Source organism: Thalassospira sp. ER-Se-21-Dark, assembly GCF_017922435.1.
Taxonomy (GTDB): domain Bacteria; phylum Pseudomonadota; class Alphaproteobacteria; order Rhodospirillales; family Thalassospiraceae; genus Thalassospira.
The window spans coordinates 61,902-82,847 of sequence record NZ_VDEZ01000005.1; the positions used below are offsets into that span (position 1 = coordinate 61,902).

Annotated in this window: 19 protein-coding genes; 6 read left to right on the top strand and 13 right to left on the bottom strand. The window is 55.4% G+C overall.

The window, feature by feature from the left end; all coding sequences use genetic code 11:
• Nucleotides 1-175: 175 nt before the first annotated feature.
• The gene (locus tag FHI25_RS17145; RefSeq protein ID WP_210519848.1) at nucleotides 176-1,066 is read right to left on the bottom strand and encodes an SMP-30/gluconolactonase/LRE family protein; all 891 of its coding nucleotides are present in this window, start codon (nucleotides 1,064-1,066) and stop codon (nucleotides 176-178) included.
• Nucleotides 1,067-1,370: 304 nt separating this feature from the next.
• Here FHI25_RS17145 and FHI25_RS17150 point away from each other — a divergent pair, with 304 nt between their 5' ends.
• Genes FHI25_RS17150 through fhuB form a run of 4 tightly spaced genes read left to right on the top strand, consistent with a single transcriptional unit; the run spans nucleotide 1,371 to nucleotide 6,112 of the window.
• Entirely contained in the window at nucleotides 1,371-2,147 is a 777-nt protein-coding gene (locus FHI25_RS17150; RefSeq protein ID WP_210519851.1) for an ABC transporter ATP-binding protein, read from the top strand.
• Between the two features lie 42 nt (nucleotides 2,148-2,189).
• Nucleotides 2,190-3,155 carry an iron-siderophore ABC transporter substrate-binding protein gene (locus FHI25_RS17155; protein WP_210519853.1) on the top strand — a complete coding sequence of 322 codons (966 nt, stop codon included), beginning with the start codon at nucleotides 2,190-2,192 and terminating at the stop codon, nucleotides 3,153-3,155.
• 12 nt (nucleotides 3,156-3,167) lie between these two features.
• Nucleotides 3,168-4,103 carry an iron-siderophore ABC transporter substrate-binding protein gene (locus FHI25_RS17160; protein ID WP_210519855.1) on the top strand — a complete coding sequence of 312 codons (936 nt, stop codon included), beginning with the start codon at nucleotides 3,168-3,170 and terminating at the stop codon, nucleotides 4,101-4,103.
• Nucleotides 4,100-6,112 (top strand): Fe(3+)-hydroxamate ABC transporter permease FhuB, encoded by a 2,013-nt coding sequence (gene fhuB / locus FHI25_RS17165; RefSeq protein WP_210519857.1) that lies wholly within the window; start codon nucleotides 4,100-4,102, stop codon nucleotides 6,110-6,112. Before FHI25_RS17160 ends, fhuB begins: the two co-directional genes overlap by 4 nt.
• A gap of 51 nt (nucleotides 6,113-6,163) precedes the next feature.
• On the opposite strand, the gene FHI25_RS17170 is transcribed toward fhuB, so the two are convergent.
• From FHI25_RS17170 to FHI25_RS17190, 5 genes are all read right to left on the bottom strand, one after another.
• On the bottom strand, nucleotides 6,164-6,568 hold the full coding sequence (locus FHI25_RS17170) for a GFA family protein (RefSeq protein WP_210519859.1): 405 nt from the start codon (nucleotides 6,566-6,568) through the stop codon (nucleotides 6,164-6,166).
• Between the two features lie 94 nt (nucleotides 6,569-6,662).
• A complete protein-coding gene (locus FHI25_RS17175; RefSeq protein WP_210519861.1) occupies nucleotides 6,663-7,073 on the bottom strand; it encodes a hypothetical protein in 411 nt (136 codons plus the stop codon).
• Nucleotides 7,074-7,152: 79 nt separating this feature from the next.
• The gene (locus FHI25_RS17180; protein WP_210519863.1) at nucleotides 7,153-9,558 is read right to left on the bottom strand and encodes a TonB-dependent receptor; all 2,406 of its coding nucleotides are present in this window, start codon (nucleotides 9,556-9,558) and stop codon (nucleotides 7,153-7,155) included.
• A 126-nt stretch (nucleotides 9,559-9,684) separates the two neighbouring features.
• Nucleotides 9,685-10,749 (bottom strand): FecR domain-containing protein, encoded by a 1,065-nt coding sequence (locus FHI25_RS17185; RefSeq protein WP_210519865.1) that lies wholly within the window; start codon nucleotides 10,747-10,749, stop codon nucleotides 9,685-9,687.
• Between the two features lie 75 nt (nucleotides 10,750-10,824).
• Complete coding sequence (locus FHI25_RS17190) at nucleotides 10,825-11,349, bottom strand: sigma-70 family RNA polymerase sigma factor (protein WP_210519873.1); 525 nt, start codon at nucleotides 11,347-11,349, stop codon at nucleotides 10,825-10,827.
• 250 nt (nucleotides 11,350-11,599) lie between these two features.
• On the opposite strand from FHI25_RS17190, the gene FHI25_RS17195 reads away from it, so the two are divergent.
• Nucleotides 11,600-12,949 carry a flagellin gene (locus FHI25_RS17195; RefSeq protein ID WP_210519875.1) on the top strand — a complete coding sequence of 450 codons (1,350 nt, stop codon included), beginning with the start codon at nucleotides 11,600-11,602 and terminating at the stop codon, nucleotides 12,947-12,949.
• Nucleotides 12,950-13,063: 114 nt separating this feature from the next.
• Here FHI25_RS17195 and FHI25_RS17200 read toward each other — a convergent pair whose 3' ends face one another.
• From FHI25_RS17200 to kdgD, 5 genes are all read right to left on the bottom strand, one after another.
• The gene (locus FHI25_RS17200) at nucleotides 13,064-13,858 is read right to left on the bottom strand and encodes an NAD(P)-dependent oxidoreductase (RefSeq protein ID WP_210519877.1); all 795 of its coding nucleotides are present in this window, start codon (nucleotides 13,856-13,858) and stop codon (nucleotides 13,064-13,066) included.
• A gap of 34 nt (nucleotides 13,859-13,892) precedes the next feature.
• Nucleotides 13,893-15,182, bottom strand: a complete 1,290-nt coding sequence (locus FHI25_RS17205; RefSeq protein ID WP_210519879.1) for a TRAP transporter large permease — start codon at nucleotides 15,180-15,182, stop codon at nucleotides 13,893-13,895.
• Between the two features lies 1 nt (nucleotide 15,183).
• Nucleotides 15,184-15,729, bottom strand: a complete 546-nt coding sequence (locus FHI25_RS17210; protein WP_210519881.1) for a TRAP transporter small permease — start codon at nucleotides 15,727-15,729, stop codon at nucleotides 15,184-15,186.
• A gap of 96 nt (nucleotides 15,730-15,825) precedes the next feature.
• Nucleotides 15,826-16,818, bottom strand: coding sequence for a TRAP transporter substrate-binding protein (locus tag FHI25_RS17215; RefSeq protein WP_063087906.1), 993 nt, complete (start codon nucleotides 16,816-16,818; stop codon nucleotides 15,826-15,828).
• A 246-nt stretch (nucleotides 16,819-17,064) separates the two neighbouring features.
• The gene (gene kdgD, locus FHI25_RS17220) at nucleotides 17,065-17,991 is read right to left on the bottom strand and encodes a 5-dehydro-4-deoxyglucarate dehydratase (RefSeq protein WP_210519883.1); all 927 of its coding nucleotides are present in this window, start codon (nucleotides 17,989-17,991) and stop codon (nucleotides 17,065-17,067) included.
• 275 nt (nucleotides 17,992-18,266) lie between these two features.
• On the opposite strand from kdgD, the gene FHI25_RS17225 reads away from it, so the two are divergent.
• A complete protein-coding gene (locus FHI25_RS17225; RefSeq protein ID WP_210519891.1) occupies nucleotides 18,267-19,031 on the top strand; it encodes a fumarylacetoacetate hydrolase family protein in 765 nt (254 codons plus the stop codon).
• A 71-nt stretch (nucleotides 19,032-19,102) separates the two neighbouring features.
• On the opposite strand, the gene FHI25_RS17230 is transcribed toward FHI25_RS17225, so the two are convergent.
• Together FHI25_RS17230 and FHI25_RS17235 are read right to left on the bottom strand one after the other, a co-directional pair.
• The gene (locus tag FHI25_RS17230; protein ID WP_210519894.1) at nucleotides 19,103-20,017 is read right to left on the bottom strand and encodes an SMP-30/gluconolactonase/LRE family protein; all 915 of its coding nucleotides are present in this window, start codon (nucleotides 20,015-20,017) and stop codon (nucleotides 19,103-19,105) included.
• A gap of 124 nt (nucleotides 20,018-20,141) precedes the next feature.
• Entirely contained in the window at nucleotides 20,142-20,858 is a 717-nt protein-coding gene (locus FHI25_RS17235; RefSeq protein ID WP_008890164.1) for a FadR/GntR family transcriptional regulator, read from the bottom strand.
• Nucleotides 20,859-20,946 lie beyond the last annotated feature (88 nt).

Sequence of the window (20,946 nt, forward strand, 5' to 3'; positions counted from 1 at the left end):
CCCGGCTTGCTCGTATTTTTGGTGATGTGTTCTGCCACCACATAATGGTGACGCCAAACATACTGAAAACCAAGGCCAAAAATGGGCAAATCGCGCCAATTACCCGATTTAGGGCACCCGAGGGGCTGTTTGGCGCGATTTGCACGTAAGGCGATGCAATCCTGACGGAAAATGCCTAGCCGGCAAACGGATGGCACAATTGGCCGGCAACCTCTGTGCGGATCGACAACAGCGCGCCTTCAAGCGGATTGCCATTGTCTTCCAGCCCGACCGCGGCCGAGGTGATATAAAGTGTCTTGAGGTCCGGGCCACCAAACACGCAACTGGTCGGCTGGGTTACCGGCAGTTCGATGATACGATCAACACTGCCATCCGGCGCAAAGCGGATCAGACATCCCCCGCCCCACCGCGCATTCCAGATATAGCCATCGGCATCCATCGCCGAGCCATCCATATTGCCGCGATCCTGTGGGCCAAAGAAGACCTTTGGATTGGATGGCACGCCGGTTTTCATGTCAAAGTCATAGACATTGAGCGTATTGGTGATGGTATCGCCAAAGAACATCTTTGTGCCATCGGCCGACCATAACAGCGTGTTGGAAATCCCGATATTTTCGCCAAAACGCGATGTCTCGCCGTCCGCCATGACACAGTTCAGCGTCCCTGTCGAAATGGTGACTGGCAGGTCTTCACCGTTCGGCCCGATATTGTTTTGCATGGTCCCGATCCAGAACCGGCCCATCGGATCGACCCGGCTTTCATTTGATCGGTTGCCCGGATGATCGCCATCGGGGGCGACAAACGGGGTGGTTTTGCCACTGTCGGGATCAAGAAAGGCCAACCCGTCGGCAAGGGCTACCAGAAGCCCGCCCTTTTGCCGTGGCACGATGGCAGCGACCGGCTGATCAAATACCCAGCTGCGCGATCCGCCGTCATCCGGGCGGAGCGCATAGGCCGTCTTTCCGACGATATCGACCCAGTACAGAACGCCATTTTCGGCATCCCAATGCGGGCCTTCCCCCAGTGTGCATCGCAGATTTGGCAAAACGGTTTTTACGTTAGACATGGGTTCTCCCTGATCATGGCGCGTCTGTTTTAGCGCCTTGTAATTGTATGACCATTCTTATCGCGGCAAACCGCCCGATGCGATCAAAATTATAAGCTTTCATTGCTACCCGGAATGATGCCCGCTGAAAAGTAATTTTATATGATGATTGGCCGGGTCGCTGTAATTTTCCACAGGCTGCAATCGCAACTCGGTTGCATTTAGAGAAAGTAATTGATAAGCATTCTCAGATTTCACAGCGCGCCTGCTTGCCGCGATCCGGCGATGGCGCAGTTTCCATTTCCCGGCGCATGAGTTTCCGTCCATGTTCGACCTGAAAGACGTCGCTTTCAAAAGTGATGGCAAAAAGCCAAAGACGCTGCTTGAGGACATCACGGTCGGCTTTCCGACCGGGGCGTTCAGCGCGATTGTCGGCCATAACGGATCGGGCAAAAGCACGCTGATCAAGCTTCTGGCGCGCAAAAACAAACCGGCATCCGGGGCCATCGAACTTGACGGGCAAGACCTTGCCGATCATGGCACGCGCGATTTCGCGCGTAAGGTCGCCTACCTTCCGCAAAACCCGGTTGTCCCGCCACATTTGAGTGTGCGCGAACTGGTGGCTTTTGGCCGCTATCCATGGCGCGGGGCGTTTGGGCGGTATCGTGACGAAGACCACGCCAAGATCGATCGGGCGATGGAACTAACCCACGTGACGGAATTTTCCGACCGGCTGGTCGCAAGCCTTTCGGGCGGGGAACGCCAGCGGGTCTGGCTTGCCATGTTGCTAGCCCAGGATGCGCCGGTTTTGTTGCTTGATGAGCCGACCTCGGCCCTTGATGTCGGTCATCAGCGCGACATTTTGCAACTGGTCGCCAACCTTAAGGATCAGAACAATCTGACCGTGATTGCCGTGTTGCATGACATCGACATGGTCGGGCGTTTTGCCGATCACATTCTGGCACTGCGTGGCGGGCGCACCTGTTGGCAGGGCACGCCGCACGATTTCATGAATGGCGATACGCTACGCGACATTTTCCAGACCGATATCGACGTCATCAAACTCAGCAACCCGGACCGCTTCATAAGCTACGTCGCCTAGCTGCTTGCGCACGTCTCCACATCAACAGGGATCAGGGAAATCATGATATCAAAACCTTGGATTGGCAGCATTGCGACGCGCCTTGTACTTGTCGCCGGAACGCTTGGCGCATTTGTTACAACCCAACCCGCGATGGCTGAGGAAACCTTTACCCACGAGTTGGGTGAGATCAGCCTTGATACCCACCCGACCCGCTTTGCGGTTTCCAACTGGGCCCTGACCGAAAGCCTGATCGCGCTGGGCATTGATCCGCTAGCAATCCCCGAGGCCGAAGGATACCGCGCCTGGGTGGTGGAACCGAAACTGCCCGAAAGCTTCACCGACCTTGGCACCCGCCGGGAGCCAAACTTCGAGGCGCTCCGCGATGCCAAGCCGGACGCCATCCTGATCAGCACCGATGTCGCCATGGCATATGAAAAACTGTCTGGCTATGCGCCGACACTCGTTTATTCGATCTATAATACCGGCAGTGACGAACCCGCGATTGACCGGGCCGAGGCGCTTTTGCGCAATGTTGCCAAACTGGCGGGCAAACCCGACGCCGCCGAGGATGTGATTGCATCGGTCAATGCCCGGATTGAGGCCGCCGCCAAGCGCATCCGCGACCATGTCGGCAATGATGCGAAATTCGCTGTTGTCCGCATTCTTGATGAGTCGCATTTCCGCATTCACGGCAAGACATCGCTGTTTGGCTCTGTGCTTGGCCGCATGGGTTTTGCCAATGCCTGGGACGGGGATGTCAATGGCTGGGCGTTTCATAATGGCGATGTGTCCGATCTAGCCAAGATGGGCGATGTACAGTTCGCCTATGTCGAGCCGATTGCACCGACCACGCGCGAAACCCTGTTTAACTCTGCGATCTGGAAAGCCATGCCGTTTGCACGCAATGACCACGTCCATGCCATCCCGGCAAGCTGGACCTTTGGCGGGGTATTGTCCGCGGCACGCTTTGCCGAGTTGCTGGCCGATGCGGTTACGGGCACTGACACCGCCGCAAGCGGTTCATAAGGGACATCTGGAATGAACATCCTTCGCGCGCTTGTTTGTCCGGTTTTGCTGTGTGCTGCCCTGATCAGTGCACATGCGTCAACCGCCATCGCCGATCCGATCGAGATCGAACATGAACGCGGCACTTTGCGCCTCAATACCCCGGCCACGCGGGTCGCGACCATCAACTGGGCCTTTACCGAAAGCGTCATTGCCCTTGGCCTTGATCCGGTCGCCATTGCCGACCCGCAAGATTACGTCGACTGGGTTGCCAAGCCGGACCTTCCAGACAGCTTCGTTGACCTTGGCCAGCGTTCATCGCCCAATCTGGAAGCGCTTCGCGCGGCGAAGCCCGACCTGATCATTTCCGTTCCCGATCTCGGAATGTCGTATGAAAAACTGGCCGCGATTGCGCCGGTTCTGGAATTCAGACTGTTTGATGGCAAGCACCCCGCGTTTGAAACCGCGCGCGAGGTGTTTGGCAAAATCGCCAAGGCCACCGGACGCGAGGAAGAGGCCAAAGCATATCTCGCCGATATTGATCAGGAATTGGTCAAGTATGGCGACCGCATCAAAACCGCCATCGGGCCCGATCAGACAATCAACGTTGTGTTCTTCTTTGATGAAAGCAATGTCGGGATCTTTGCCGATATCTCGCTGCCCGGTTCGGTGATGACGGCAATGGGCGTGCCGGTCGCCTATGACGGGGAGGTCAACAAGTGGGGCTTTGGCCGCGGCGGGCTCGAAATTCTCGCCCCCTATGCCAGGGAAACGCTGGTCTATACCAATCCGGTGCCCGAAATTGTGCTTGATAAGCTTCTGAATTCCCCGATCTGGAAGGTGATGGATTTCACCCGCAACAACCGCGTTTATGAATTGCCGGTGGTCTGGGCCTATGGCGGGGTGCCATCCGCCCTTCGTTTTGCCAAACTCCTGACCGAGACGATTGAAAGCGGCCCGCAACAATGAGCAATGCGGCAGCGCATCGTTCGCGCATCTCAGACACCCCCTCTATTCCCGCCATACTGACCGGCATTCTGGGCTTCCTGACCCTTGCCGTGCTGATAATTGATTTCTGGCCGTATCTTGCCAACGGGAACATCTCGCAGACCCTGTTCAGCCCGGATGCAACCGATTTTGATCAGATCCTGTTTCATTTCAGCACCCTGCCCCGCCTTGCGATGGCTTTTTTATGTGGTGCGGGACTTGCCCTGGCCGGGGCGGCGATCCAGACAGTTTTGCGCAATCCGTTGGCATCACCAACAACCCTTGGCGTCGGAGCCGGTGTTGAGTTTGCCCTGACCCTGTTTGTCCTGCTGGCCCCGGCATCGCTTGCCATGTTTCAGGAGGCCTTTGCCCTTGCCGGGGGTTTGATTGCGCTGGCAGCGGTCTATCTGATTGCCGCCAATCGCGGCAATGCGACGCTGTGGCTTATTCTGGCCGGGATGATCGTCAATCTGCTGTTGCAGTCGGGATCGCAGATCATCTTGCTGTTTAACGAGCAATATCTGCAATCGATCTTCATGTGGGGGGCCGGTGATCTGGCCCAGAATGGCTGGGACGATACGCAGTTTGTCTGGCCGCGTGTGTTGATTGGCATGGTTGCCATTCTGGCCCTGTCGCGCCCGCTTGATCTGCTGGCCCTTGGCGATGACACGGCCGGTTCGCTGGGCGCAAAGGTCACTGTTCTGCGCCTGCTGATCCTTGGGCTTGCCGTTTTCATCACCGCATCGGTCATTTCGGCCGCAGGCATGATCGGATTTGTCGGGCTTGCCATCCCGGCCGCCCTGCGGATTGCCGGTCTTTCGCGGTCCCGCGATTTGATGATCTGTTCGGTCTTCACCGGCGGCTTTGCCCTTGTGGTGATTGATTTTCTGGTGCGCCAATTTAACCAATTTGGCGGCGATCCGTTGCCAACCGGGGCCGCGACCGCGCTATTTGGCGCACCGTTCATCATTTTCATGTTGCGCAAGGCGCGTATCATGCCCGGCAACCAAAACGATGATCAGCATAGCGATCAACAGATCGTCTCGAAAACCGCCCTGTCGATTGCGCTTGCCGTCAGCCTTGTGATTGGAGTTTTGTTCTCACTGTTCATCTCGCTCGACGGCAATGGTTTTGTCGTTCTGGGCTGGCAGGATAGCAGCCTTGATATCCTGATCGGGCGATCAGAACGCACCTTTGCGGCGATGATTTGCGGTGCCGCCCTTGCCGTTTCGGGCACGCTTATTCAGCGCGTCGGGCGCAACCCGCTGGCAAGTCCCGAAATCACCGGCGTCAGTTCGGCAACTGCGCTTGCCATGATCCTTGCATTGGCCGTTTTCGGCTTCGGGCAGCGTGCGGAACTGATGGTAATTGGCGCTGTGGGCGGGATTGCATCGCTTCTGGTGTTACTGGCACTCTGTCGCAAATTCACCCACGCGCCGCATTACATGTTGCTCAATGGCCTTGCCATGACCGCTATTCTGGGCGCGATGGTGCGTATTGTCCTGACCCGAAGCGGGACACAAACATCCATGCTGATGTCGTGGCTGGCAGGCACCACCTATTTCACCAATATGGACGAGGTGATGATTGTTGCCGCTGTCACCGGCGTGCTTCTGGTGGTGGCGATTGCGCTGCGTCGACCGCTTGAACTGGCATCGCTGGGGACGAATCAGTCGATATCACTCGGTCTTGGAATTTCAGGTTTCCAGTTCGCCATGATGCTGCTTGCAGCCATTCTGGCCGCCAGTGCGACCCTTCTGGTCGGTCCGCTCAGCTTCGTTGGGCTGATGGCCCCGCATCTGGCGCGCGTGGCCGGTTATCGCCTTGCGGGCGGGCATTTGCTGGGTGCTGTCCTGATCGGGGTCAATGTGATGATGGTTGCCGAATGGCTGGCGCGCAACATGATCTATCCGGCGCAACTCCCCACCGGCCTGATTGCGGCGCTGATCGGTACCGGATATTTCCTGATCCTTGCGGTTCGCAAACGGTGATCGCAGGCGTCATGGCACTTCATGACGCCTGTTTCAGTTTGATCTGTTGCGTTAGCCGTTTGGCGGGATGTAGTCACCGTCAAACTTCAAAAGATCATCCTTGATGTCATACCAAGCGGGTTTCGATGCCGTATGAATATGTACAGACGGGCGAACTTTCGGATCGTCATCAAGGGCGGACGCCGCCACAACATAAATGTCGCCCGATGACAAATCACCAAGCGACGTGCCGCACTCCTTGCAAAAACAGCGGTCAAACTTCGCGTCCGGCCCCTTATAGCGACCAATGACCTCTTCGCCGGTCAGCATATGAAGATCATCCGCCTTACCAATCACCACGGCGGAAAAAACGCCCGCAGCCTTGCGGCAGCGCGAACAGTGACAATAGCTTAGCGATGATGGTTCGCCGGAAATCTCGAACGTAACCTTGCCGCACAGGCAGCTTCCCTTGATCATTTTTAAATCCTGTTATGTGAGCCCTTCAAAAAGAACATAACATGAACATTTATCATATTCCAACCCCGCATCCGTGTTAAATCCACCCGATCCGTTAGCGGTCCGACGGCGGCCAATCACGGGCAAGGGCAAATGCGGCATCCAGCGTCGCCACATGTCTGACGGGGAATGGCAGCATACGGGCAAAGTTGCTTTGTTCCCGGCCCTCGTCGTCGTGACGGTGAACCGCCCCATCGCCGTGATGGTGCCCTTCATCAACCCGGATCAGGCCCTTGGCAAAGACATTCAACCGATCGCGGTTTTGCTTGAACCAGATGGCGGCCTGTTTGCGGATTTCATGATCCTGATCGGCAAATCCCGACACGCGGAAAATCAGGATGGCGGGATTCCGGCGGTCGGCCAATGCATCAAGAGCCGCGAGATAAGCCCGTCCATCCACATCACTTTGCCGATCAATCATTTCAAACAGGACGATATCCGGGGCCGGGTTGCTTGATCGAAACATACTGGTTTCCTTTACGCACAAGAGCCCGGCGAAAGACCGCCGGGCCGTTGGATGGATCCATCCGATGCAGGTGTTGCCATCAGAATTCGCGGCGATAACCGATGGTAACTGTGCGACCATGCCCGGCAACCGAATAGCCGCGAAGGGCCGTCGCCGCCGGATTTTCATAGCTGCTATCAAGAATGTTCTCGATCCCGAACCGGGCCGTACCGCCCAGCAGCGGGTAGTTCCCAGACAGATTGAAAACCAGGCTCGGCTTGATCTTTTTATCCTCGATCTTGTAACGGCCCGCCGTATAGGTCCCGTCAAACCGCATATTCAGATCACCCCAGACATAGCTGTCGACATAACCGGTAAAGCGGAAGGGCGACGGGATGCGGTTATTGGGCAGCCAGCTATCAAGATCACCGTCTTCGTTGGTGTCATAACGGCCTTCGACATAGGATGCCAACGCCCCGACATAGGTATCGTCCGAAATATCATACTCGCCGGTCAGTTCGGCACCGATGATGCGTTCCTTTTCCTGACTGAGCTTGTTGGTCGCGCTGTCATAGTTATCGCCACGATCATTGGTGCTCATATAGACCGCACCAGTGGTGCGGAAATCAGTTCCATCATAGCGCGCGGCGAGTTCATAGGTCTTGACCTTGGACGCCTCGACATCAATGTCACTGAAATTAAGTGGAACAGACGTGCCAGTTTGTCCTGCGCGGCGCGTATATGCGCCGACATCCGGAACAGAAAAGCCTTCGCTGTAGCTGAGCGATGTATCGAAACGTTCTGTCCAGTGAACCACAGCAGAGGCATTGTAGGTCACGGCATCATAGGTTGTCTTCCCGCCGGTGAAAGCGGCTGGTAGCAGGATTTGCTGCGGAGTTCCGCCGTTGTAGCGCATATAGCTCGGACGGGTGAAATCCTTGACGGTAAGATCGTATTTCTCGTAGCGCACGCCACCGGACAAATCGACATATTCGGTTACTGGTGCCGAAAGCTGGGCAAAGATCGCCTTGCCATCCTGTTCCATCGGCGCACCGATATCACGATTACTCACCGTACGATATTTGACATCATCAAATGTCAGGTCGCCACCCCATGTCAGGGTCAGGCCCTCATAGGCTGCATCAAGACTGGTATCTGTCGAAAGCTTCACACCATATTTGACAGCATCAATAACAGATTGGCCAAGCGGGTCTTCAATCGCCCCATTGCTGGCAAGCGAAACCAGAGCAGGGTTGTAAGTGGCGTGGTATTCGGCGCGCGCGGCCTGCTTGTAGCTGTCATTGTAAAACAGCTTGATGTCACCAGTGCCGACCTTACCAAAATCAAACTCGTAACCGCCGGTGAAATACTGGCTTTCTTCTTCCAATGGCTGACCGGTGTAGGGCGCGTCATAATTGACAGATACCGGATCCGTCGAAAGATCGGAGAAGTATTCGATATCCTGACGGAACCGCACGACTTCCGAGGATAGAAACAGGCGATGGCCTTCGGCAAGCGTGACACCGGCCTTGCCAAAGACATTAAGGTCCTCGGCATTGTCAAACCCGCCCTGCCCGAGCATGGCGTCCGAGGGCACCTGATTGCCATACCCGTCATAGGCATTTCCGGTTTTCGAACCGGTGATGCTGGCCGCCAGATCGACCGCGCCAAAACCACCGCTGCCCGAAAGGGTCAGCGACGGCGAGAAGCTTTCACCGATATCGTCGGTGTAGCTTTTGACATGGCCATCAACGACAAAGACGTTTTTGCCGACTTCACCGGTCTTGGTGATGATGTTGATTGTCGCCCCGGTTGCACCATCCCCGTTCATCGCGTTTGAGCCCGGAATGACTTCGATGCTTTCGACCTGCTGGATGTCGATCATTGAAAGGATGCGGCTGCTGTTACGTAGCGGCGTGTTGCGGGCCACCCCGTCAACAAGGACCTGCACATCGCGGCCCCGGAAGGTTTCGGTGCTCGAGATCAGGCTTTGATCATCAAACATGAAGCCCGGCACATTGTTGCGAATGACATTGGTGATGTCGCTGCTTTTGGCAGATTGGGCTTCGATTTGATCAGGGCCGATCACCACGACCGACGGTGACATGGTGGCAATCGATCTGCGTGAACGGGTGGCGGTCACGACGACTTCGGGCAGGATCACCTGGCCCCTTGCATCGCCGGTGGTGGTTGTGACCGGCTTGATGATGACGCTGTCGTCAGAGACAAATTCAAACCCGTAACCACTGCCCGACAGCAAGCTTTTCAACGCCTCGCGGGCGGACATGTCGGCGGTCAGCGCACCACTTTCGATGCCCGAAAGATCACCCTGCACGACAAGCTGCAAACCGAACAGATCGGCAACCTGATCAAGGGCGGTGCGCAGATCCCCCGCGGCGACCGTTACCGGCTGTGCGGTGTCAGACGCGGTTTGTGCCAAGCCTTGCGGGACCGATGCGATCATCAGTGTGGCAAACAGGGCTGTGCTGCCCAAAAGACGGGACAATCCGAATTTTCTGGTTTCCCCAAAAGTCACGATATTCAAGTTCGAACCCCTTCGCATGAGAATAATAATGCAAATCACTATTATCTTCATGACGAACACCGCCGTGAAATGAGGAGGTGAAATTTTCTATTTTTTTGAAATTATTCTGAACCCGCCCGGAACTGTGCGGTCCGTAAGGCCATAAGCCGCCAGAATGGCACCATAGGCCCCGTCCGGTTTGGTCAGATCGAAGCTGCCCGAAACCGTGATATCGCCCAAGCGCGGATCGCGCACGAAGCTGATACCGTCCATCAAAGGCGAAAGACGGGCAAACAACTCATCAATCGGCATGTCATTGACCACCCAGCGACCATCGCGCCATGCGCCAACCCGATCCAATGCCACCATACCATAATGCATGTCGCCATCCGCATCCTGCCAGGATGCGCGCCCGGCAGTCAGGCGGGCAAGTTTTGCGGTGCGGCTTTCAAGATCGACCGTGCCTTCGGAAACCTCGACCCGGACATGGCCACCCCATTTCGAGGCACTGAATGCCGTGCCGACCGCTGTTGCGGTCAGTTTGTTCAGATGAATACGAAGCGGTCTTGTGCTGTCCTTTGCGACTTCGATGAATACACCGCCTTCAAGGACGTTCAGATCACGGTACTGATCGCCATAGGCCAAGGCAACGCGTGTGCCCGGCTCCATCCAGATGCGTGATCCGTCAGACAGCTCATGAACTTTACCGCCAACACCGGGATTGCTTTCCGCAATCAGATCGGCATCGGGTTGAAACGCGGAATAGCCCCAAAGGCCCACCAGCAACAGAATGGTGAAAATCGCCAGCATCGGGCGGGCGCGGCGTTTGGCGGATCGCATGCCCGGCAGGCGACTGTTGCCGCCTTCCAGCGCGCCTAATCGTTCCAGATCACGCCGGACGGCTTCGCTGTCAAAGCCGGTGTCATGAACTGGTTTGCGCGACCCAGTCGAAAGGTCATCATCGTCTGAAAATTCTGCTGCGGCGATTTCCATGCCCTGCCATGTCTGACGGGCCCGGATCAGACGTGCAGGGTTTTTCGGATCCTCCGCCTGCCAGCGCTCAAAGGCGACTTCCTCAGCCGCAGTTAACTGCACATCATCAAGGCGCACAGCCCAGTAATCTGCAATATCGTCATTGCTTTGGCAGTCGTCGGGATAGCGGAATTCGGTCATGGCAGTGTCGTTACCCGGCTTCTGGCTAATGGTGCTGTTGTATGTTTGACGAACGGGCCGCGTGAAAAAGGATGTTTAATTTTCATGGCGCGCCAGCACCTGTTTGCAATGTCCGAGCGCCTGACGCAAATGCTTTTCCACCATATTGCGACTGATGCCAAGTTGTTCGGCCACTTCCACCGTACTCAGATGATCGCGTTTGCACAGCAAGAACACCTCGCGGCAGCGCGGCGGCAGATCATCAATCGCGCGTCGGATGATCTCAAGCCGCTGGCGATCAGAACTGATCTGTTCGGGGGTAACGGACTGGCTGCCTGCGCCATCGATCTCGCTGATTTCGGCCGGGTCGGTGAATTCAACCGGATTGCGGTTGTTACGACGCAGGGCATCAATTGCCAGATTGGTTGCCATGCGCATCAGAAAGGCCGGGGGATTGGCGATGTCAGCCGGGTCAATATCGCGATGGCGCAGTTGCACATAAAGATCCTGCAACACATCCTGGCTTTCGTCGCGCGCGGGCAGATATTTCTGCACCTGTCGCAACAAACGGTCATGATATTGCTGATAAAGACTATCCCAGGAACGGTCACAGACCGCCATAGCTGCACATCCAGAATTCGATAATGATAACAGTTATCATTTTCATCAATGCTTATAAGCAATCCTGACCATGCGTCAATTCAAAAAGCAGATGGCCTTTTGGCAGGCCACGACAAGCACCTTTTGCCCCTAAATTAGAATTATCTGGACAAGGTTGCATTTTAATAATAATGATAGATTTAGGATTCAACTCCGAATTGCGCGTTTTACACGTAGTAAACGTCGCCAATTTCCAAGTAGGAAAACAAAAATGGCACTAAACATCATATCAAACTATGCAGCCAATGTTGCACATCGCAACCTGTCTGCTTCTGACGCGATGGCGACGCGGTCGCTATCAAAGCTGTCCTCGGGTACGCGCGTTGTCTCTGCGCGCGATGATGCGGCCTCAATGGCAATTGGTGCGCGTTTAAACGCCACCACACAGGCCCTAAAAACGGCCTCCGTCAATGTCGGGCAAGCCAACTCGATGCTGCAAATCGCCGATGGCGGCATGGCAACCATTGATGATGTTCTCGTTCGAATGAAGACCCTGACGGTCCAGGCATCCTCTGGCAACCTGTCCGATACCGAACGCGGCTTCCTCAACGACGAGTTCGTCCAACTGCGTGACGAAATCGACCGGATCGCATCTTCAACCAACTTCAATGGCATTCAATTGCTTGGCGATGGTGGTGACGTTTCGATCAACCTCACACCCGGTGCTGCCAATGCCGCGCTCACACCCGCTTTCGGTTTTGACCGGTTCGCGATCACGGACAACAATTACTGGGCACAGGACGCAGCCGAAGATGGTGTCGACGATAACGGGATTGAGATAAGAATTAACGAAGGTTCCGGCGAGCAGGTCATCATGACTGTACTTACGGCGATTGATGGTGCTATCGAGCGGACCCAGTCAATTGATATCACCGATTTTGCCGCGACCGGCGGATCACGATCCATTGCTGCTGGCGAGAACACGGTGCTCAATTTTGACGAGTTGGGCCTTTCAATTACGGTAAACACCAACTTCTCGGACTCTGTTGATTACGTCAGAGCCGGTACCGCGGGTTCCAATGATTTCGGTTTTAACTCGACCAATACCGATTTCATGGGATCTGGCATAGATACATCCGCTGGTCAGTTCTTCTTCATGGAAGAGGACAAGGGCCAGCAGCTCTCCGACACAATTGAGTTCCAGGTCGGTGGCGGCAACACCGCCAATGATCGTCTTTCGATTAATTTGAGCGCGGTTGACTCTGCGGTACTGGGATCGTCCGGCCTCGGTCAGGAAACGCTCGAAGATCTTGGTGCTAACGCTATTAACACTGCTGCTGGCGCCCAAAACGCAGTCGAAGTCGTAACGCGTGCGATTGACGACTTGCAGCGCGCCCGTGCCGCAATTGGTACCTCCCAGAACCGTCTGGACTTTGCCGCCCAGAACCTTGCATCGACGCAGGAAAACACTGAATCGGCACGTTCCACCCTGCTTGATCTGGATGTTGCCGCCGAAATGACGGCCTTTACATCCAAACAGATTTTGGTTCAGTCCGGTGTTGCCATGCTGGCCCAAGCCAACCAGATGCCGCAAAACCTGCTGCGGTTGCTGCAAGGCTAACGGACCAGATCCGACAAACTTTTTGACGTGCCTACCTGTTGCAACAATGGCCCGAACGAAATTCGTTCGGGCCATTGATTTTAGGCGGATCTAAGATCGAAGACCGAACTTGGATCAGTCTTCAAAATGGCCCTTGGCGGCGAAACCACCGCCCTGATAAATCACTGCCGGGTCATGGCGATCTTCGGGCGGGAAAGCAGCCTCGATCTCGGCACGGAACTGTTCGGAGCTGTCTTGCGGTTTCCAGCCAAGGAAGTCCGCGTGATCGTTGCTCCACCATTTCGATGCGTTGTCCGAAACGCCATACATCACGAGATGGCCGGTCATCGGGGCGTTAAAGATCGCCTTCATCAACGAGATAAAATCGCGCGGGCTCATCCAGGTGGACAGCATCCGGCGATCCTTTGGCTTCTCAAAGCACGAGCCAATGCGCACCGAGACGGTTTCAACATCGAACTTGTCGAAATAATAGCTTGCAATCGCCTCGCCGTAACATTTGGTCACGCCATAGAGGCTATCGGGCCGCTGTTCGGATGTGTCATCAAGCTTGGTCGTGCGCTTGTGAAAACCAATCGCATGGTTGGAGCTGGCAAACATGATGCGCTTGACGCCGTTCTGACGCGCACCTTCATAAAGGTTATAGGTGCCTGCAAGATTGGCCTGAAGCAGGTCATCAAAAGCGGCCTCGATTGAAATACCACCAAGATGAATGATGCCGTCGACATCCTTGGTCAGATCGATCACGGCTGCACGATCCGACAGATCGCATTGCACGACTTCCTCGTTTGGGCCAGCCGGGTCCATTGGGGAAATATCAGACAGGCGAATGACATCGGCATAACCCTTAAGCCCTTCGCGGCAGATCTTGCCAAGGTTTCCACCGGCACCGGTGATCAGCAAACGTTTCATAATTATCCTCTTTGGTATCACTCTTTGCCCGCGATCAGTTACCGCCGAACACAAGGTTCGGAAGCGTCAATGAAATCGCGGGAATATAGGTTGTCAGCAAAAGGGCTGTCAGGATCGCCAGATAAAACGGCCAGATCGTCTGAACGGCCTTTTCGATTTTCACCCCGCCGATTGCGCACCCGACAAACAGGCACGATCCCACAGGCGGTGTACACAGGCCAAGGCCCAAATTCATCATCAAAACCATGCCGAACTGGATCGGATCCATTCCGAACTGCATGGCAAGCGGCAGGAAGATCGGTGTGCAAATCAGAATGAGGGCTGCCATATCCATGATCATGCCGGCAACCAGCAACATGACATTGATCAGCAACAACACCATGATCGGATTATCGGTAATGCCGGTGATCGCATCGGCCAGGGCATCCGGCACCTGATAAAACGCCAGCATGTAACCATAGGCCGACGCACAGCCAACCAGCAGCATCACAAGGGCCGTCGTCTTGGCCGATTGTTTGACCGCAGCAATAAAACCGGCCCAACTCAGCTCACGATAGACCAACCCGGTAATGATCAGCGCATAGGCCACACCAATCGCCCCTGATTCGGTCACGGTGAACACACCGCTCAGGACCCCGCCGACAATGATGACGGCGGTAAAGAAGCCCGGAAGTGCGCGGACCGCCGTACGCCAGACCACTGCCCAACCCGGGAACGGTTCCGCCGGATAGCCGTGCTTGATCGCAACCAGCCAGGTCGCAAGCCCCAGCAGCAGGCACATGATAATGCCCGGCACCACACCGGCCATGAATAGTTTGGAAATCGAAATGCCGCCACCGGCCGCCACCGCATACAGGATCATGTTGTGACTGGGCGGGATCATGATCCCGGCAATTGATGAGGTCACGGTGACATTGACCGCATAGTCCGCGCGGTAGCCTTCCTTTTTCATCACCGGGATCAGGATCGATCCAAGGGCCGACGTATCGGCCACAGCAGAACCGGAAATGCCGCCAAACAGCATCGATGAAAACACATTCACAATGCCAAGACCGCCGCGCCGACTGCCGACAAGGGCGGTCGCAAATTGCACAAGCCTGGTCGCAATCCCGCCGTGAAGCATCAGTTCACCGGCAAAAATAAAGAACGGAATGGCCAGCAGCGAAAAGGCCGAGATCCCCGATCCGATGCGCTGAAACGCAATCAGGGTCGGAAGGCCTTCGACAAAGAACGCGCCAAGGGCGGCAATGCCAAGTGCGATCGCAACGGGCATGCCGATCAGAATACCAATGGCAAACACGCCCAGAAGAATGGTCATGCCCATGTTATTTCACGTCCTCGTTCAGCAAATCATCATGGTAAATGCGGGCCTGGGAAATGGTTTTCCACCGCACCGCAATCTTGAGGATATGAACCACGCTGTAAAACATGATCCCGGCCCCGCATACCGCCATCGGCACGGACCGCAAGCCATCTGAAATATGAATGATCGGCATGGTCTTGGCCCAGTTAAACGCAACCAGATCCATCGCACCGATCAGCATCCAATAGCCAAACCAGGCCGACGCGCCATACCCGATGGCCGCAACAATGGCGGCGATTTTCGGCGGCAATGCATCGCGGAAAAAGGAAACGGAAAGGTGGCTGTTGTCGCGGATGCCAGCAGCTGCGACCGGAAAGGTAATCAGCACAATCAGAATAAGCGAAACCTGTTCGACCCAGGTCGGCGTTTCATTCAGCACATAACGCCCGAACACCAGCCAGGCAAAACTCGGGATCAGTGCGACAAGGGCCAAACCACCAATCAGGTTCAGAACCCCGGCAATCCCGCCGCCCAAGCGATCAATCACATTAACAAAACGAGAAAACATCTACGCGCTACCAGAAACAGATAAACGACGAACATACTAAGCGCAGCCAAAAAGAAGGGCGACGATATTATCGCCGCCCTTCAGATATTTAAGGCCTTATTTCTGCGCGTCCTGGATCGCCTTGACCAGATCGGCAAGATCCGGGTTGGCTTTCAGGAAGTTGTCATAGACCGGCTGCATGGCATCCTGGAAAGCCTGTTTGTCGGCGATCTCGTTGACTTCGATGCCCGCGGCAATGACTTTTTCCTTGGACTGCTCTGCACGATCGGCCCATGCGGCACGCTGTACAGTGACCGATGCTTCAGCTGCTTCGTGGACGATTTTCTTTTCCTCGTCCGACAGGCTGTCATAAAGCGCCTTGTTCATGCACAGGCATTCCGGAAGGATCAGGTGCTGGGTGACGGAATAGTATTTCGCCGCCTCAAAATGGCCGGAGCTGTCATAAGACGGGTAGTTGTTTTCCGCACCGTCAATCACGCCGGTTTTCAGCGACTGATAGACCGAGCTATAAGCCATCGGGGTCGCGTTACCGCCCAGCGCATCAACCATCTGAACATAAAGATCGTTGCTCATGACGCGGAATTTCAAACCGTCAAGGTCCGCCGGGGTATTGATCGGACGCTTGGAGTTATAGAACGAACGCGCACCAGAGTCATACCAGCCCAGCGGCTGCAAGCCCGCTTCGATCAGGCCATCGGCGATCTGCTGACCAGCCGGGCCATCCATAACGTCATGCATCGCATCGACGCTTTTGAAAATGAAAGGCAGCGACACAACGTTGGCTTCGGGGGCAACTTCACCCAGCGGGCCGAGGTTGAAAACAGCCCAATCCAGACCGCCCAGACGAACCTGCTGGATCGCATCAGGCTGATCGCCCAGAACGCCACCATGGTAAACCTTGGCTTCCAGATCACCACCGGACTTTTCATTGATCAGCTTGGCGAATTCTTCCATGCCGGTCGAAACCGGGTATTCCGGCGGATGAATGTTCCAGCCGCGCCATTCCTTGGCCTGCGCACCGGATGCCAGCGCAACCGAGACGGCAGCAGCGGCAATCGTCAGCGTTGTGGTTTTGATAAACTTGTTCATTTCAGGTCCTCCCAGACAATCTGTTGTCTATTTCGTTAAAGCCTTTTGCCCTTTTGGGTCTTGTTCTTATCATTTAATCCTACAATTCAGCACTTGTAAACATAACTGTAAGATTTGTTAACAACTAAGTTGCAAACGGTATCAAATTCCCGATCACCGATTGCAGCTTTAGCGTCCCATTCTGTCTCCCCGGCGGGCGAACCCGCCGGGAAATAACAAGTCATATGTCGCGTTGGCGCCCCGCCATCAGGCAGCGCGAAGTGCCGCGTCGCCGTATGCCTTGCGGATCACGTCGGCGAGCATGTCATGTTCCGCATCGGTCAAATCGGTCAGCGGACTGCGCACCGGGCCAGTATCGCGCCCGATCACGCGCATGCCCGCCTTGACGATGGAAACGGCATAGCCCTTTCCACGATTGCGGATATCAAGGTACGGATAGAAAAATTCGGTCAGTACACGGCTCATCGCGGCGTCATCGTCGCGGCCAAGCGCATCATAGAAATCAAGCGCCTGTTGCGGCAGGAAGTTGAAGATCGCCGATGAATAGGTTGTCACCCCGGCTGCCTTATAGGCCTTGGCAAAAACCTCGGCTGTCGGCATGCCGCCGATATAGGACAGACGATCCCCGATCACGGTACAAACCTTGGTAACCATCTCGATATTGCCATGGCCGTCCTTGAACCCGACCAGGTTCGGGCAAACGTCGCACAGCTTGGCCAAGGTTTCCGCCGTGATGATCGAATTATCGCGGTTATAGACAATCACGCCGATATCGACCGCATCACACACCGCCTTCACGCGGGCAAACAGGCCTTCTTGTTCGGCACCAACCAGATATTGCGGCAGCAGCAAAAGACCATCCGCACCGGCGTCCTCGCAGGCCTTGGCAAGTTCAACTGCCATTGCCGTGCCATATCCGCACCCGGCAATGATCGGGGTATCACCCGCAACTTCCTTGGCCGCACGCACGGTTTCGACCACCTCGGCGGGGGTCAGGGAAAAGAATTCCCCGGTGCCACCGGCGGCAAACAGGGCGGTTGCCGGATATTGCGACAGCCAGCCGACATGCGTGCGATAGGTCGCAAGATCAAGTGCGCCTTCGGCATCAAAAGGCGTCACCGGAAAAGAAAGCAACCCGGCGCCAATCGCCTTTTTCATCTCTAGATAGTGCATCAAGCGTCCCTAATGTCTGAATACGTCAAATAACTATGACGATTCTATAAATTCATCATATTACTTTGTCAAACATAATACTCAGACTTTTTGAAATCGCCATAAACCGCAGAAAACATGGATTTCTTGGTCATTCCGACACTGTACGACTTTGGAATGAATCAGGAAGATCTGGTCGATTTCACCGAATCGCGGCAATTGGTATGATGACTTTGGCAACAAAGCCCGCTAGGCTCTGGCGACCAAATCAATTGCCACAAACAAGAAGACCGGGAATGACTGATATCACCGCCGCCAGCCGCATCCTTGCCGATGCCTTTACCACCCACACCCTGATTGATCCCCTGCCTGCTGACATTGCGCCCAAAACCTTTGAGGAGGCCTATGCCATTCAGGACGCCACCCTTGCCGCGGTCGGCATTGCGCAGGCGGGCTGGAAGCTTGCAGTTGCGACCCGTGCGGCACAGGAGAAGATCGGTGCGGATGGCCCCCTGGTGGGGCCGTTGCTGGATGGGCGTATTCTTGGTGATGGCGCGACGCTGACCACCAAAGACATCCATTTCCCCAATATCGAGGCCGAAATTGCCGTCGTCATGGACAGCACCCCTGCCCCGGATGCGACATCAAGCGATATCCTTGATCACATCAAAAGCATGCATCTGGCAATCGAGATTGCCGATCGCCGCTATCACGAAAAACAGGACCCGATCCAGACTTTGGCGGACCTGAATTCGACCAGTCACTTCATCCTGGGTGCTGAAATTGACGGTTGGCGCGATCTTGGTTTTATCGGCGGCAAAGTCACCACCAAAAGTGACGGTGAAGTCCTTGCCACCAACGATGATCCGGACGCCTGGCCAGAGATTTTTGGCGGGCTTGAATATCTGGTCGGGTTCCTTGCCAAACGCGGCAAAAGCCTTAAGGCAGGTGACGTCATCACCACCGGTGCCTGCGCCCTTCCGACCATTACGCCGCATGGCAAGATCGAGGCGATCTTTGAGGGGCTTGGTACTGTGACGGCTGAAATCAAAAAGGTCTGATCAAACCGATCCCAAAGAAAAAGGGCCATGCAGATTTCCCTGCATGGCCCTTTTTGGTTTTGGCAGTCCTCTTAGCGGGGGTACGCGCGGCGCTCGCTATTTTCGCGGAAAGCTGTGACCGGCACACCGGGCACTTCAACGCGCAGCTTGACCAACTTCCCGGCATGCGGGAATTCAGCGCGTTTTTCAGGGCTATAGCCTTCCTGATGGCTGGTGACATACAGCGTCTTCATGTCCGGCCCGCCGAAACACGGCATGGTCGGATTGGGCATTGGCATCGGGATCGATTTCAAAAGCGTCCCATCCGGGGCAAAGCGATTAAGGTTGCCCGCCGACACCCCGGCCGACCAATAGCACCCTTCGGCATCCACAGCCCCGCCATCGGGACGGCCAAGCCGATCATCGAGATCAAGGTAACGCGTGCAGTTGGAAATATTGCCCGTGGCAACATCAAAATCCCAGCGATTGACCCACGGCCCGCGTGAGTCCGAGTGATACATTTTCGTCCCGTCAGCGGACCAGGCAATACCGTTGGAAATTTTGAAACCGGTTGCCTTTTCCTCGATCTTGCCATCAGCGGTAATTCGATAGAGCGAGGCAATAGGCATCTTTTCAGGATTGTCATCCATGGTGCCGACCCAGAACGCGCCATCCGGGCCGATCTTGCCATCATTGGTGCGGCTGTTGATCCCGTCTTCAATGCGACACAGCGGGGCGCGCGCGTCGGTTTTCGGATCAAGGAAAAGGATATCCTTGCGCAGGGCCACGATAATGCGGCCCTGATCGGTCAGCCCGAAACAGCCAAGCTCGCTGTCAAAGGTCCATGTTTTGCGCAGGCCTGTGGCAACATCAAGCGCGTGCAGTTTGCAATTAAGGATGTCTGTCCAGTAAAGCCGATTGTTGGCCGCATCCCAATTGGGGCATTCCGCCAAAGTGAAAGTCTCATCACTGAGAATTTCCGGCTGATACATTACACCACCGGTCATCGCACACTCCCAAATTCATATGATTAATTTTTGTTGTGTCTGGTTTGCCAGTCCGGGGCCCTGTTCGTCAACAGCATTTGTGCCCGCCCCTACCCGTATCCGTCAGGCCAGGCAGCACATTTATTTACTTGTCGCGGGCGTGATCGGTGACGCGTTGGCGGGCCTGGTGCAGGTGATAGCGCATCATCAGTTCGGCACTATTGCCATCATGGCCAAGGATCGCATCATAGATCTGGCGGTGTTCAGACAACACCTTTTGCGCACGTTCGGCCGAGCCACCGCGCGTGATATTAAGCGCCACACGCATGGATTTCGACATTACTTCATGCAGGGAATTAAGGATGGTCACGAAAATCTCGTTGCCGCTGGCACGGGCAATCGCCATGTGAAAGGCCAGATCGGCCTTGTCGGCAATATCACCGGCCGACACCCCGTCTTCGAGCAGTTTAAGCGCATTTTCAATTTCGCGATGATGGCGCGGGCTGGCGCGTTCGGCGGCCATGCGGGCCGTTGTGCCCTCGATCGCGGAACGTGCTTCAAAGCAACGCAGAAGCCCCGCGACATCGCTGACACCTCCAAACTCGATCAAGCCTTGTGGCGGGCGTTTTTTAACAAACGACCCAACCCCTTGGCGGGCATAGACCAATCCATCAGATTGCAGTTTGCGCAACGCTTCGCGCACAACCGGACGCGACACGCCAAAGGACGCACAAATTTCATTTTCCGAGGGCAGCTTCGCACCTTCGGCAAGGTTGCCCGAGATGATCTGTTCAAGGATCTGACCATAAAGCTGATCGGCAAGCTTTTCGCGCTTCTGAACCCTTAAAAGCAATTCCGACATCCGTCCCCCGGACTTGTTATCTTGTAAAACTTACTTGTAAGTTTTTATCGATAAACTTCTGGTCGGTAAAGCCTTTGCCGATCTGCCT

Bases quoted from the DNA above. Each gene is read 5' to 3' on its own strand.
- FHI25_RS17145 (WP_210519848.1), bottom strand. From the start codon at position 1,066: ATGTCTAACGTAAAAACCGTTTTGCCAAATCTGCGATGCACACTGGGG.
- FHI25_RS17150 (WP_210519851.1), top strand. From the start codon at position 1,371: ATGTTCGACCTGAAAGACGTCGCTTTCAAAAGTGATGGCAAAAAGCCA.
- FHI25_RS17155 (WP_210519853.1), top strand. From the start codon at position 2,190: ATGATATCAAAACCTTGGATTGGCAGCATTGCGACGCGCCTTGTACTT.
- FHI25_RS17160 (WP_210519855.1), top strand. From the start codon at position 3,168: ATGAACATCCTTCGCGCGCTTGTTTGTCCGGTTTTGCTGTGTGCTGCC.
- fhuB (WP_210519857.1), top strand. From the start codon at position 4,100: ATGAGCAATGCGGCAGCGCATCGTTCGCGCATCTCAGACACCCCCTCT.
- FHI25_RS17170 (WP_210519859.1), bottom strand. From the start codon at position 6,568: ATGATCAAGGGAAGCTGCCTGTGCGGCAAGGTTACGTTCGAGATTTCC.
- FHI25_RS17175 (WP_210519861.1), bottom strand. From the start codon at position 7,073: ATGTTTCGATCAAGCAACCCGGCCCCGGATATCGTCCTGTTTGAAATG.
- FHI25_RS17185 (WP_210519865.1), bottom strand. From the start codon at position 10,749: ATGACCGAATTCCGCTATCCCGACGACTGCCAAAGCAATGACGATATT.
- FHI25_RS17190 (WP_210519873.1), bottom strand. From the start codon at position 11,349: ATGGCGGTCTGTGACCGTTCCTGGGATAGTCTTTATCAGCAATATCAT.
- FHI25_RS17195 (WP_210519875.1), top strand. From the start codon at position 11,600: ATGGCACTAAACATCATATCAAACTATGCAGCCAATGTTGCACATCGC.
- FHI25_RS17200 (WP_210519877.1), bottom strand. From the start codon at position 13,858: ATGAAACGTTTGCTGATCACCGGTGCCGGTGGAAACCTTGGCAAGATC.
- FHI25_RS17205 (WP_210519879.1), bottom strand. From the start codon at position 15,182: ATGGGCATGACCATTCTTCTGGGCGTGTTTGCCATTGGTATTCTGATC.
- FHI25_RS17210 (WP_210519881.1), bottom strand. From the start codon at position 15,729: ATGTTTTCTCGTTTTGTTAATGTGATTGATCGCTTGGGCGGCGGGATT.
- FHI25_RS17215 (WP_063087906.1), bottom strand. From the start codon at position 16,818: ATGAACAAGTTTATCAAAACCACAACGCTGACGATTGCCGCTGCTGCC.
- kdgD (WP_210519883.1), bottom strand. From the start codon at position 17,991: ATGCACTATCTAGAGATGAAAAAGGCGATTGGCGCCGGGTTGCTTTCT.
- FHI25_RS17225 (WP_210519891.1), top strand. From the start codon at position 18,267: ATGACTGATATCACCGCCGCCAGCCGCATCCTTGCCGATGCCTTTACC.
- FHI25_RS17230 (WP_210519894.1), bottom strand. From the start codon at position 20,017: ATGACCGGTGGTGTAATGTATCAGCCGGAAATTCTCAGTGATGAGACT.
- FHI25_RS17235 (WP_008890164.1), bottom strand. From the start codon at position 20,858: ATGTCGGAATTGCTTTTAAGGGTTCAGAAGCGCGAAAAGCTTGCCGAT.